We start from the raw sequence: 14,014 nt of genomic DNA, 5'->3' as shown, positions 1-14,014 counted from the left end.
TGAAGGGGAATTTGTATGCCACAGCAGATCAAACAGGAAAGCTACAATTTCATAGACCTCTTCGCGGGAGCGGGTGGCCTTTCAGAAGGCTTCCTTCAGGCCGGCTTCAAACCTGTTGCTCATGTGGAGATGAATGAATTTGCGGCAAAAACGCTCGAGACGAGGAGTGCCTATTACTACCTCAAAGGCACCAATAATCTCGATGTGTATAAAAAGTATTTAAACGGAAAGCTGACGCGTGAGAAGCTCATGCAGCACGTTCCGGCATCCATTACAAAGACCATCATCAATGAGGCCATGTCAGATGATACACTGCCGGGGATTTTCAAAAAGATTGATGGTATCATGAAAATAAGAGGCATCGAAAAGATAGATGTCATAGTAGGTGGCCCTCCTTGCCAAGCGTATTCGCTTGTCGGAAGAGCCCAGAGCAGCCATATGGAAGTTCCGATGGCAGACGATCCGAGGAACTACCTTTATAAGTTGTACGCAAGATTCCTGAAAAGGTATCAGCCGAGAATGTTTGTTTTTGAGAATGTGACGGGCATTGAGTCGGCCAATGGCGGGACAACCTGGAAGAATATAAAGAAATATCTCAAACGGGTCGGTTATGAAATTGAATGCCGCGAGCAGAATGCCAAAACCTTCGGTGTGCTGCAGAACAGGCGGAGAATGATTATTGTCGGCTGGCTAAAGCAGAGCGGTCTGTCATATCCTGAATTTGCAGAAATCACTCCGGATGCCATAGTAAATGATCTCTTTAGAGACCTGCCGAAACTGCATCCTGGGGAAAGCTCCGAAAAGTATGGTCGTGCAAAAGCATCGAAGTATGTAACACAATATGGAATCAGAGCGGATGGAGATATCCTGACACATCATAACTGCAGGCCGAACATTGATAGAGACATAAAAATATACAGAAGAGCCATAGAACTGTGGAATGATGGTCATAAGAGACTGAATTACAACGATCTTCCGGATGAGTTGAAGACGCATAAAAACAGGCATTCCTTCACCGACCGCTTTAAGGTCGTGGAGGGAGATGAGCCATGCTGCCACACCATACTGGCGCACCTTTCAAAGGATGGACATTATTTTATTCATCCGGATATTAACCAGTGCCGGTCTATTACCGTGAGAGAAGCGGCCAGAATACAGTCGTTCCCGGACAGCTACTTCTTTGAAGGACCGAGGACGTCACAATTTGTGCAGATAGGCAACGCCGTTCCGCCGCTGATGGCAAAGGGGATAGCGATGGGTATCTTTGCACAGTTGCACAAAGGAGAAGTCGATGGAGAGTAACCTGCTACTTGAACAATACAGCAGATACAAGAAGTTGGAGCTGGAATCTTCACCGTTCCATTTTCTGCTGGACGCAAATATAGAACCGAATCCTCACCAGATCAATGCTTTCTGTGCGGCTATTGGCGCGTTAAAAACCGGAGGTATTGTTCTGGCAGATGAGGTCGGTCTTGGAAAGACAATCGAGGCAGGCCTTGTTCTGAAATATGTTTTAGAAACAGGTGCGAAAAGAGTACTGATTGCCCTTCCGGCCTCATTGAGAAAACAGTGGGAATTGGAACTTGAGGACAAGTTCGGACTTGAGGCGGATATTCTTGACAGACTTACAGTAGAGAGCGATGCATCAGGCTGGAAAAAGCGACTGACGGACACCAAGGACGTGCGTATCGTTATAACATCCTATGACTATTCATCGAAACTGATGAAGCGTTTTCTGGAGGTAAGGTGGGACTTCATTATCATTGATGAGGCACATAATTTCAGGAATGTATTCCACGGGACAAAGAGAGCTAAGAACCTCTTCGATATGTCAAAGGGGATTCCCAAGATTCTCCTGACAGCTACTCCGCTCCAGAACAATCTTTTGGATCTGCATGGTCTCGTATCGTTCATCGATCCGAGGGTTTTCGGAAGCGAGAAGGTGTTCAGTAAGCGATACATTAAAGACGAGGATTACACTGATTTGAAGCGGGAGCTTCAGCCGGTTTTATATAGGACACTTCGTAAAGATGTGGCCAAGTACATGAATTTCAAGAAAAGAACTTGCAAGACGGTAGACTTCACTTTAACTCCAGATGAAATCGAACTCTACCAGCGGGTAAATGACTTCTTGAAAAGAGATGTATTGTATTCAATCCCGACATCAAACCGGGCATTAATTATTCTTGTTATCAGAAAACTGCTGGCCTCATCGAGCTTTGCGCTGGTTGAAACCTTTGAGGTTTTAGAGAAAAGGCTTGAAAAGCTAAAAGAAGGCACTAAGTCGGCAAGTGCCCAGGAGGGATTCGATCTGTTCTGGAGCTATGTTGAGGACGAGATAGACGAATCGGACTTTGAGGAGACGGAGGATGAGGACACACTCGTTCAGAAGCAGTTTATTCAGGCAGAGCTGGATGAGGTAAAGAGCATAATTCATGTTGCAAAGAGGATAAAAACCAATGCCAAGGTTGATGCGCTTAAAACCGCTATTGGAATTGCTTTTCAATACCAGCTGGAATCTGGAATTCCTCAAAAGGTTGTTGTATTTACCGAGTCAAAGCGTACGCAGAAATATGTGGCCGGTGAACTGCGTAAGTCCAGTTATGCCGAGGAAGATATCCTTCTGTTTAATGGGGATTTCGATGATGTCATGACCAAGGACATCTACAATGCATGGGTCGTTAAGAATTACGGAAAGGCTAATCACGGAAGAAGCGTCGAGTACAAGCATGCCATTGTGGATTACTTCAAGAACAATGCAAAGATCCTTATTTGTACAGATGCCGGTTCCGAGGGCTTGAACCTTCAGTTCTGCAACACGGTCATCAATTACGATCTTCCTTGGAATCCGATGAAGATTGAACAGAGGATTGGTAGATGCCATCGCTACGGTCAGGAAAATGATGTTGTCGCAATTAATCTGCTGAACACACAGAATGTCGCAGACCAGAGAGTGTATGACATCCTTTCAAAGAAGTTTGAACTGTTTGAAGGTGTGTTTGGAGCATCAGATATAGCTCTTGGCATACTTGACTCCGGAACAAATTTTGAAAAGCAGATTCTGGAGATATACCAGACTTGCAATACTGCTGCGGAGATTAAGCGGGAGTTTGATAAACTCGACCGGAAGCTGAATGCCAAGCGCAATAAGAAGGCAAGAGAACTCCGCACACTGCTGATTACGGAAAGCGGTACGGCCAAGGCACAGGCTTTGGATGGAACGAAAGCGGATTTGGATAAATACTTCCGTGAAGTGGAATACTGGGATGCTTTTGGAGAACCGGAGGTAGACGGTGGACTCCATTACTGGAAAGTAGATAACTGGGGTGAAAAAGTTCTCAGTTCACACGGAACGCTGTTTGTAGGAGCATTCTGTAATAATGCGGATTTACTGTTCCCGGTATTGTTGCTCTGCGATGAGCATGGGGACTACATAGATTTTGACGAAGAAGACTTGGTCGCAGCATTGGAACAGATTGATGACATGGATGTAAAGTATTTTACTCCGACCGATGCCGAGCAGAAACTGTATCAAAAACTATATGATGACCTGACAGCGGAGATGCTGCAGAAGCATTTAGAGCAGGCGAAACCCATTATGGAGTACAACCGCCGAAAGATAGAAAACTGGGAGCGAATCCAGATGGAGCAGCTCGTTGTCACCTATCAGGAAATGAATAATGAGATCGAGGAGTTAAAAACACAGGAACATGCCTCCGATAATTTCTACGAGAAGATAGACATAAGGAAGAAGATTGATGAGAAGTCCAAAGCCTTGGAGAAGTTCCAAGAGTCCTTTCATGAACGAGGCTCCAAGTTCAAGGCTGATGGTGAGAGGGAAATAGAAGCATTTAACAAGCAGTTTGATATTAATCCGCTCCTGATGGTTAATATTGTGCTGAAGTTTTAGGAGAGATGGGTATGCAGAAAACAGGAAGATTAGAACTGACCTGGGTCGGGAAATATGATGAGAAGATTATAGAGCCAAGAATATTACTGGAGGATAAGGAAAAATCCTACGGTGACCCTGCGAGTGAAAATATGCTGATTCGCGGGGATAACCTTATAGCACTCCAGGCTCTGCAACAAGAATATTCGGAAAGAGTAAAATGTATCTATATAGACCCACCTTATAATACGGGAAGTGCATTCGATTATTATGATGATAATCTTGAACATAGTATATGGCTTTCTCTTATGAAGCAACGTCTGATCCTACTTAGAGAGTTGCTTTCTGAAGACGGAACAATTTGGATTCAGATAGATGATGAGGAACAGGCCTACCTGAAGGTTTTATGTGATGAAGTCTTCGGAAGAGGAAACTTTATCAATATGATCTCTGTGAACATGAAAAATATTGCAGGTGTTTCCGGTGGAGGTGAAGACAAACGATTAAAGAAAAATTGTGAGTATATACTTGTCTACGCTAAAGAATACTCCTTGCTTCCCTTATTTAATGGCCCGTATTCCTACACTGAAATGTCAGAATTAGTACAGCAGTACATAGACGAAGGCAAAAGCTGGAAATACACAACAGTGCTATTAAATCCAGGTGAGAAAGAATACTATGGATCTACTGTGGATGGCGATGGAAACGAGATAAAAGTTTATTTAAGAAAAAATCCAGAGATGCTTTCAATTAAGCAGGTTGCGAACAGAGATGGCATTACAGAGAAAGAGGCATATAAAAAATATGGAGTAAGTATTTTCCAGACAACTAATGCCCAAAGCTCTATTAGAACACGAGTGATGGATTATCGTATTGAGGAAGGCATCAAGGAAGATTTAATTTCCATCGAATATGTACCCAAAACAGGGAAAAATCGTGGAAAAGTCTATGAACAGTTTTACAAAGGTGATAAATGTAGGCTGTTTGTATGGTTAAGAGATACATCGAAAGTAATTGACGGTGAGCTTTACAAGAAAGATTTGCAAGGCACATATTGGGATATGAACGCTTGGATGAAGAACTTAACAAAGGAAGGTTCGGTTGAGTTTGGAAGCGGTAAAAAGCCCGAGCAACTTGTGCGTCAAATTATAGAAATGACTACATCAGAAGGAGAGTGGGTGCTGGATTCTTTCTTGGGGTCTGGAACTACGGCAGCTGTAGCTACTAAGTTAAAAAGAAAATGGATTGGCGTAGAACTTGGAGAACAGGCATATTCACACTGTAAGCCTCGTTTAGATAGAGTCATTGATGGCGCAGATATGGGAGGAGTCACAAAACTCGTAAATTGGCAAGGCGGAGGCGGATATCACTTCTATGAGCTTGCTCCGAGCCTTCTTGTGAAGAACGATAAACTCCCGATTTACCAGATTAACCCGGAGTACAACTTCGACATGATATGCGAGGCAATATGCAAAATCGAGGGATTCAAGTACAAGCCGAAAGATGTATTCCACGGCTATTCTTCGGAGAAGAGATATATTCATGTGACGATGGAGCTTGTGAATGCGGCATACATCACTTCATTGTCAGCACACCTCGCAGAGGGGGAATCGCTGCTCATTTACGGTACAAAGGTGCAGTCGGACATGGTATTGCCCGATAACATCGAGGTCAAGAAGATTCCGAAAGACCTTCTCGAAAAATGTGTGTTTGAAAGTGAGGTGCGGTAATGTCTGAGATAGTAAATAAAATCAAATATGCTATGAGCTTGAGAACTCCACAGGAGGAGGCTCTCTCTTATCTTGATGCTATCAGCACCCATTGTGATTACAAGAAAGACTCAAAGGAAGTGGTCGAGGCTGCTGCAACGGAATACTGCGAGAATCAGCGGAAGGTAAATACAAAGTTTGATTTCCCGTCCTTCTGTTATGCGATGGCCACGGGTATTGGTAAGACACGTCTGATGGGTGCAAGCATTTATTACCTGTATAAGACCAAGGGCTACAAGCATTTCTTTATCCTGGCACCTGGAAACACCATCTACGATAAACTTCGTAAGGAAACTAATCCGAATCATCCGAAGTATATCTTCAAGGGGCTGGAAGCAGAAATGGGTAGGCCGAAAGTCTACGATGGAGAAAACTATGATACTTACCCGATAAAGTATCACCAGCAAACGCTTTTTGTTGAGAAGACTTCGGAGATACAGCTGTTTATCTTCAACATCGGTAAGATTTTTAACAGCAAGACGGATACCCAGTTCAACTTCCATAAATTTAAGGAAACGCTGGGAGCCTCCTTTGCTGATGTTTTGGCTCAGTTTGATGACCTTGTTATCTGTATGGATGAGGCGCATCGCTATTATGCACTTGCGTCCATGAAGGCCATCAACTATCTGAAGCCGGTGCTGGGGCTGGAATTTACGGCAACACCGAAGTCTACAACCAATGTCATTTATGCGTATGATCTTGCCCGTGGAGCCGTAGAGGGATACCTGAAGATTCCCGTTGTTATGGGTCGTTCCAACATGGCCGGATACAGCCAGGATGATATTGATGAAATGAAGATAAGGGACGGTCTGACTCTGCATGAACATAGAAAGACCGTCCTTCGGGAATATTGCAGCGATAATGATCTGGACTATGTGAAGCCTATTGTTTTGATTGCCTGCAAAGATACAGAACACGCAAAGAAAATCCGTGCCTTGATAGATAACAATTTGTTTTTGAACGGCAAGTATAAAGGAAAGGTTATCGAGATACATTCTAAGCAGACCGGCGAGGAATCTGAAGAGAATATCAGGCTCTTGCTTTCCATTGAGAGTGCTTCGAATCCGATTGAAATTGTACTGCATGTATATAAACTTAAGGAAGGATGGGATGTAAATAACCTCTTTACCATTATTCCTCTGAATGCTGCGAAGAGCGATATTCTGGCCATGCAGACCATCGGACGAGGACTTCGTCTGCCGTTTGGCGAGCAGACCGGAAACGAAGACCTCGATTCTCTCGATATCGTTGCCCATGACCATTACCGTGAACTGGTAGATGAGATTAAGAGCAGTGATATTTTTAAATATCGAGACTTGGATAATACAACGGTTGAGCCGATGGAGTCTGTGGATGTCTCCGGTGTTGCAGATGAAGGTCAGATGAATCACTTTGATCTTGCCTTTGTAGATGCCGGTGTAAAGTCATTTGCTGAAGTGCAGAATCCAAAGACTCAGCTTGAAATCTACCAGGAATACCTGAAGAACTTTGTGGTTATACAGAACAAGAAAAAAACGGAAGACACAAACCAGATGTCGATTTTTGACTATCAGCCTGATATAGCCGAGGGTACAGGAAACAGTAGTTCTGCCAAACCGGAGACACAGCCGGTTGTCTCTTCGAAAAACGGAAAGCAGCCGCTTAGCAAAGAGGAGTTCGTAAAGGCGGTGATGGAGTATTCTGCAAAGGCTATCTCAGTTCCGAAGATACTGGTTCAGACGACTTCTGAAGTGAAGTTCAACCGCTTTGAGGTGAAGCGTACCATAGCAGACTTTGAAATGGCGATGGCAAAGATTGAGAGGTTTGATGCTGTGAATCAGCAGCTTCTTTCTCTCGTGGATGCACAAATTCTGGAAGTAAACGATGCTATGAACACTTTGGCATGTATGCTGTTGGATGCGATTAGTGAGCTCTCCTATGATGATGCAGACTTTGTCATTGAAGTGGTGAAACAATATTTGAGCCAGATACCTGGGGATGAGGAGAACAAGAGAAGAATTGTCCGTCGGTATGCGACGCTGATTGTTTCAGATATCCGCAAACAGGTATATGAGCATATGGACAGAAAGACAGAGGATATTCACATCGTACAGAAGGATCTGATTCTTTTCCGCAAGTTCGTGAAGAATGTTAAGGATGAGGGGAAGGTTAAATTCGACAAGACATTCTCGGATAAGAGCAATATAAAGAAATATCTGTTCACCGGATACAAGAAGTCCTATTATCCGGCAAATGCCTTTGATAGCGACACTGAAAGGATTTTCTCTGTCATTTTGGAGGAAGACCCGGATGTTATCCGCTGGATTAAACCGCCGCTGAACCAGCTTGGGCTGTTCTGGAAAGCCGGTCAGCAGTATAACCCCGATTTCCTCGTGGAAACATCCACTGGGAAGTTTATGGTCGAGGTTAGGGCGGCAAATGAAGTTACACAGGAAGAGGTGGTTTCTAAAGCCAGAAAAGGTATCAAGTGGTGTGAATTTGCGTCTACCGCTGATCCGGATCATAAGAAGTGGGAGTATAAGCTGATTTCCGATGACAATATTCATCTTGGAAATACTTGCAAATATATTCTGGGAACCGCTCATAAAGTTTCGGAGGAATAAATATGGAGGATCGCTTTAGATATTCCGCTGTGCGTCAGCGAATTATTGACGCAATGAAGACAGACCTTATGGGGCCTCTTATGGAAGAGGAGGTCTTGGATGAGAATCCAAGGCATGCCTATGTCATAGGTCTGCTTGCACCACAAACAGATTTGTCAAAAGGTTCAGAGGACGATACTTCTGAACAGGAAATTGAATCTATCATCACCTATGAAGATGGAGAAGACTATACCGCCGGTGAGGATGATGACAATGAGCCGGTAACCACGACACATTTTCAGCTTCCGTCTTCCATTGGTATAAGCTTCTACATAAGAAGTGACACTGACAAAATCAGCTTAGACCTTTCCTGGGGAGATTACGCCAAGTCTACCGAAAAGGTAACGAATAAAGATGGCAAGGAGGTCGAAAGAGCCTCTTACGCAAGGATTCCGATGAAAGAGACGCTGGAGGTAGACTTCGCAACTTTCGGAAGATCCGATGAGTATAGCCTTGCCTGTGATTCCAATGTACGCATTCATGTCTCGAGGATTCCTTTGAAAGAGGGATACTCGTTAGTGACTGCATACATCATGAACAGAAGGAAAAATCCGGAGAATAATCTGGAAGCACTTATGTTCCAAGTGAGCATAAAAGCTTATGATCCTTCCAATGCCAATATTTTTATAGCCGAGCATTTGTGCCGCAAGGTACTGGCAGCGGATGAGTTCTATTTCGAGCAGAGACCGATTATGGGAAGAGGTCGTGGATGTGCTGCCACATGGGGATCGGTTGAAGACGGCACAACAAATTATGTGCAGTCTGACTTCATACCTCAATATGAGTTTCCGGGAGTAAGTGCTGCATTGCCAGGGTTTGATCCGTTCTTCTTCTCTATGCGCGGTCTCTCCGTGAGGCAGAAAAAGGAAGACATCATTGACAAGTTGAATGTACTTGCTGATGCTTATGAAAACTGGATTCACGAGAAACTGGATGGCGATTACAAGATGACTGATTCGGAGTTTGCTTTCGAGGTCGGTAATCATGTGATTTCAGAATGTAAAAAGGCACTTGATAGAATCAGGAAAGGTATCACCTTACTTGTACAAAACGATTCTGCTTTTGAAGCCTTCTGTTTTATGAATCGTGCGATGCTGCTTCAGAGGAATATCATGAATTATTCCAAGAAGCATGGCAGCGGAATCACTTGTAACTTCGGAGATTTTGTCAATCCGAAAGATCCTAAGAATGACTTCGCATGGAGACCTTTCCAGATTGCCTTCATCCTGATGAACCTGTCGGGAATCGTAGATCCTGAACACAGCGACCGCAATATTGTTGATTTACTTTATTTCCCTACAGGCGGTGGTAAAACAGAAGCATACCTTGGCCTTATGGCTTTCACTATTTCCAACAGAAGGCTAAACAAGACTGATGATGGATATAATCGTGACGGCGGTGTGACAGCCATATTGCGATATACTCTCAGGCTCCTTACGACGCAGCAGAGAGACCGTATAACAAAAATGGTTGTGGCAGCTGAGATGATTCGTCAGAGAGAGCCGGAAAAGTACGGAAACGAACCCATCAGTATTGGCTTCTGGGTTGGAGGTGGCGTTACTCCAAATAAATTTGACGATCTGAAAGAAAATCCAGACAAGCCATATGAAGCAAGGAGACAGAAAAATCTTATCTATAAACAACTGTTGACTTGTCCATTCTGCGCAAAGCCGCTGTCGGAGGACGAGTTCTACATCGATACTGAAAAGAAGTCGGTAGAGATTTATTGTGCAGATGATACTTGCATGTTCTATAAGTACAAGCAGAACAGAATGCAGATTCCTGTTTATCTTGTAGATGAACAGATTTATTCCAAGTGTCCGACTATTATCCTGTCGACAGTAGATAAATTCGCAAGACTGCCATGGGACCCAAAAACAAATGCAATATTCGGACGTGTAGACCGCTTGTGCAGTCGGGATGGATATGTTGCTATCGGGGAAGACCATAAAGCTCACAGAAAAACAGATAAGCTGCCAGCGGCAACACTTACCTCGATAAAACCGTTCCTCCCTCCGGAACTGATTATTCAAGATGAGCTGCACCTTATTACGGGGCCTCTTGGTACGGTGTATGGAGCCTACGAAACCATAATCGAAGATTTGTGCAGCTATAAGAAAAACGGAAAGAAAATCAAGCCAAAGTACGTGGTATCTACAGCAACCATCAAGAATGCTGCGGAACAGACAGAGTGCTTGTATGCTCGTAAGGAGACAGCCCAATTCCCACCGAATGGATTTGAGATTGGAGACAGTTTCTTTATCAAGGAGATTCCGGTTGAAAGTGATCCTTTCCGTAAATATGTTGGCGTCTGCGCACCTGGGCAGTCTGTAAAGACCACATTGTTGCGCACCTATGCGGTTATTTTGCAGACTGCATTTGAACTTTCAAAGCAGGAAGAGTTTAAGGATATTATTGATCCGTACTACACATTGGTGGGCTATTACAACAGTATCCGAGAACTTGGCGGTGCTGTGCGTCTTCTTCAAGACGACATTCCAAAGAGAATGTGGCGTTTGACCAAGAAGTATGGATACGATAAGCAGAGGTTCCTAGACAGGAATAAGAATATCGAGATTACGTCTCGTATGACTTCTTTTGAAATACCAAAGAAGCTCAAACAGCTGGAAACAAAATACACGGAATCAGGATGCTTGGATACTGCGGTGGCCACAAATATGATCGCTGTCGGTATGGATGTAGACAGGCTTGGACTGATGGTAGTGACGGGTCAGCCGAAGCAAAATTCTGAGTATATTCAGGCGACGAGCCGTATTGGACGTGCTTTCCCTGGTCTGGTTGTTGCGCTTTACAATCCATACAGACCGCGAGATTTATCACATTATGAGAATTTTACGGGTTATCATTCTCAGCTGTACAGATTCGTAGAGGGTACAACGGTAACACCGTTTTCTGCGAGAGCAAGAGATCGGGTGCTTCATGCGCTTGTCATTTCTGCCATAAGACTAAAGTATCCTGACTTTGCCGGAAACGAGACTGCAGCAAATATCGAAGACTTGTCAGATGCGCAGCTGAAGGAAGTGAAGGATGTAATTCTGGACAGACTGAATATTATCAAGCCTGCCGTAAGAGCGGATGCTGAGAATGAGATAGATCAGTTCATTGACTGGTGGAAGGTGCTTACTCATGACCAGAAATCCCTTCGTTACTATGTCTATGGGACAGACAGATATAACCGACTGATGAACTATTACAGTGAAAACTGTACAGATATTGAGAAAGCTACCTTAAGCTCTATGCGTGAGGTAGAAAATGCTGCAAATATGTATTATTACACGGAGGACTGATAGATGGCATTTGATAATAATAAGTTAGGTGAACTTAGACCTAACCAGATCATTACAACATTCGGGCCAGGGGCTATCGTGGATGCCGTGAAAGACTCTGTGACCGTACTAGATACGAACTTCTGGAAAGAGAAAGGTAAGAAAATCATAGATGGCAGGCTGGCATCCTACCTTGGAGTTGACTGCTTCTATATGCCTCGGACTTCCTATATGGGAGATGTCCCGGTGGTTACTTTTCCGTACGCTCATGTCTGCTCCAATTTGCAGTGCGGCAGACTGTTTGATGCCAGGGAAAACTTTGACTTGGATAAGTATTTGAAATTCGGTGTTACATGTCCTGACTGTCACAGGTCTGCTTATCCTGCCCGTTTTATTACGATATGTGAGAACGGACATATGGACGATTTTCCTTGGCAGTGGTGGGTGCATCGTGGCGACACAAGCTGTAATGGTAAGCTTAGAATGTATTCTACAGGTAATACTTCCACACTGGCTGATATGTGGGTTGAGTGCAAGACCTGTGGTGCCAAGAGGAGCATGAGCGGTGCAACACAGAAAGAAAACTTCGAGGGGCTTTCCTGTACCGGTCATCATGCTTTCAGACCAAGCACGAGAAATAAGAAATGCACAAAGCCAATTATCCCGTCACAGCGTGGTGCATCGAATGTGTACTTTGCCGTGACCAGAAGTGCTATTTCTATACCGCCATGGATTAACCCGCTTTACAATCTGATTGATGAGCATCTGCATGACATTGAGCTTGCCAAACAGATTATGGGTGATGACGGCGTTACCAAAATATATGAAATGTATTTTGGTTCATATCCTCGCCAGGAATTCGATGAAGCTTTACAACGAAGATTGGATAATATCACAGAGTTCAAGGAAATCAAGCAGATGGAGTATGATGCGATTACCCATCATAACGATCCTAAGTACGCCTCGAACAAGAAGCATTTCAAGGCCGAGGAAGATGATCTTCCTGACTACTTAAAGCCGTACTTTAGCAGGGTGATTCGTGTGACTAGACTTCGTGAAGTCCGGGTTCTTATGGGATTTACCAGAGTGGAAGCTCCTGATCCAGACGCTGATGCAGATGAGCAGACTAATATTGTCCTTCTCAATAAGAGCAGAACGGAACGCTGGCTTCCGGCTGCTGAAGTTCATGGTGAAGGCATCTTTATCGAGTTTAACAAGGATGCCATTGACAGATGGATAAATGGAACGGTCAAGAAACTTTCAAATAAATATGAGGAGTGCTACAGGGATTTTTGTGAGGCAAAGGGCTGGAAGGTAACAACGCTCAGGAATGCGGTATATGTGTTGATGCACACCTTCTCTCACTTGATGATTAAGCAAATGTCTATGTCGTCCGGTTATTCATCTTCCGCAATCAGGGAGAGAATATATTTTAGCGATAAGATGACAGGCATTCTGCTATATACCGGAAGTGCTGATAAGGAGGGCTCTCTCGGAGGGCTTGTAGAGCTCGGAAATATCAATAAGCTGGTCAAGTTGATGGCAGACGCATTCCAGGAAGCTCTGCTGTGCACGAATGATCCTGAGTGTATGAACAATATGCCAGCCGGAAACAACTCGAACGGAGCCGCATGTCATTCCTGCTGCATGATCTCAGAAACGGCTTGTGAGAACGGAAATAGGATGCTTGATAGAGGTTTGGTTGTTCCTATTGGAGGACGGGAGCAGGAAGCATATTTTAAGGAGTTGGTGGCAGACTTATGTCAACTGGAAATATAAGCTTAGATATCCTACTTGACGAACTAAAGGATTCTGTCCTCGCAGGAAATAGCTCGGATGACAACGTAAGGGCAATAAAAAAACGCTTCCAATCTGTGACAGATAAGGAAGCGAAGGATATTTATGCTTTGGTAGCTGGGGCAATTAAGATTGCACCAAAAGAGAATGCTTCGCTGGTGCTGACAGCTCCTGCCGGGTTTTCCTTTAAAGCCAAGGCCACAAAGAACACCGTTGAAAGCCTTCTTGAAGGAGCAACGAAAAGCATATTGATAACGGGATACTCGCTCTCGGATTACTTTAAGGATATGGTAGACTTGATCATTAATAAGAGTCAGAAGGGTGTGTTCGTCAAGTTTTATGTGAACCATATAGAGAGCCAAGGAACCTTTGATAAGCTCTGTAGGTACAAAGGCAGATTCTTGAAGATTTACAACTATCCAAAGGCAGAGGATGCAATGGCAGCTCTTCATGCCAAGGTGATATCCGTGGATGGAGAAAAGACTCTGATTACATCCGCAAACCTTTCATACCACGGACAACAGGGAAATATTGAGATGGGTACGGTTATAGACTCAAAAGCCATAGCGAAACAGGTGGACGATGTATTTACCCAACTGGTGTTTAAGAAGGTATTTGTGGAAGTTTAGA

The 14,014-nt window shown here is 44.0% G+C and carries 7 protein-coding genes; all 7 read left to right on the top strand.

Annotated elements, in window-relative coordinates:
• Positions 1–15: 15 nt before the first annotated feature.
• Genes HMPREF1135_RS03795 through HMPREF1135_RS03765 form a run of 7 tightly spaced genes read left to right on the top strand, consistent with a single transcriptional unit; the run spans position 16 to position 14,013 of the window.
• On the top strand, positions 16–1,302 hold the full coding sequence (locus HMPREF1135_RS03795; protein WP_007592180.1) for a DNA cytosine methyltransferase: 1,287 nt from the start codon (positions 16–18) through the stop codon (positions 1,300–1,302).
• Positions 1,292–3,910 carry a DISARM system SNF2-like helicase DrmD gene (drmD, locus tag HMPREF1135_RS03790; protein WP_007592177.1) on the top strand — a complete coding sequence of 873 codons (2,619 nt, stop codon included), beginning with the start codon at positions 1,292–1,294 and terminating at the stop codon, positions 3,908–3,910. Before HMPREF1135_RS03795 ends, drmD begins: the two co-directional genes overlap by 11 nt.
• Positions 3,911–3,921: 11 nt before the next feature.
• Positions 3,922–5,619: a site-specific DNA-methyltransferase gene (locus tag HMPREF1135_RS03785; RefSeq protein ID WP_007592175.1), complete on the top strand. Its 1,698-nt coding sequence runs from the start codon at positions 3,922–3,924 to the stop codon at positions 5,617–5,619.
• Positions 5,619–8,261 (top strand): DEAD/DEAH box helicase, encoded by a 2,643-nt coding sequence (locus tag HMPREF1135_RS03780; protein ID WP_007592173.1) that lies wholly within the window; start codon positions 5,619–5,621, stop codon positions 8,259–8,261. Before HMPREF1135_RS03785 ends, HMPREF1135_RS03780 begins: the two co-directional genes overlap by 1 nt.
• Before the next feature lie 2 nt (positions 8,262–8,263).
• On the top strand, positions 8,264–11,608 hold the full coding sequence (gene drmA / locus HMPREF1135_RS03775) for a DISARM system helicase DrmA (RefSeq protein ID WP_007592171.1): 3,345 nt from the start codon (positions 8,264–8,266) through the stop codon (positions 11,606–11,608).
• 3 nt (positions 11,609–11,611) lie between these two features.
• On the top strand, positions 11,612–13,366 hold the full coding sequence (gene drmB / locus HMPREF1135_RS03770) for a DrmB family protein (RefSeq protein ID WP_007592167.1): 1,755 nt from the start codon (positions 11,612–11,614) through the stop codon (positions 13,364–13,366).
• Positions 13,348–14,013 carry a phospholipase D-like domain-containing protein gene (locus tag HMPREF1135_RS03765; protein ID WP_007592165.1) on the top strand — a complete coding sequence of 222 codons (666 nt, stop codon included), beginning with the start codon at positions 13,348–13,350 and terminating at the stop codon, positions 14,011–14,013. The genes drmB and HMPREF1135_RS03765 overlap by 19 nt, the downstream gene beginning before the upstream one ends.
• Position 14,014: the final 1 nt, after the last annotated feature.

Origin of the sequence: Lachnoanaerobaculum sp. OBRC5-5 (assembly GCF_000296385.1) — a bacterium.
In the GTDB taxonomy this organism is placed as follows: Bacteria; Bacillota; Clostridia; order Lachnospirales; family Lachnospiraceae; genus Lachnoanaerobaculum.
The sequence above is the reverse complement of the archived record's forward strand: the minus strand, read 5'-3'. Positions and strand labels throughout refer to the sequence as shown.

What these genes read in the sequence shown, in the direction of transcription:
- HMPREF1135_RS03795 (WP_007592180.1), top strand. Translation starts at nt 16, where the DNA reads ATGCCACAGCAGATCAAACAGGAAAGCTACAATTTCATAGACCTCTTC.
- drmD (WP_007592177.1), top strand. Translation starts at nt 1,292, where the DNA reads ATGGAGAGTAACCTGCTACTTGAACAATACAGCAGATACAAGAAGTTG.
- HMPREF1135_RS03785 (WP_007592175.1), top strand. Translation starts at nt 3,922, where the DNA reads ATGCAGAAAACAGGAAGATTAGAACTGACCTGGGTCGGGAAATATGAT.
- HMPREF1135_RS03780 (WP_007592173.1), top strand. Translation starts at nt 5,619, where the DNA reads ATGTCTGAGATAGTAAATAAAATCAAATATGCTATGAGCTTGAGAACT.
- drmA (WP_007592171.1), top strand. Translation starts at nt 8,264, where the DNA reads ATGGAGGATCGCTTTAGATATTCCGCTGTGCGTCAGCGAATTATTGAC.
- drmB (WP_007592167.1), top strand. Translation starts at nt 11,612, where the DNA reads ATGGCATTTGATAATAATAAGTTAGGTGAACTTAGACCTAACCAGATC.
- HMPREF1135_RS03765 (WP_007592165.1), top strand. Translation starts at nt 13,348, where the DNA reads ATGTCAACTGGAAATATAAGCTTAGATATCCTACTTGACGAACTAAAG.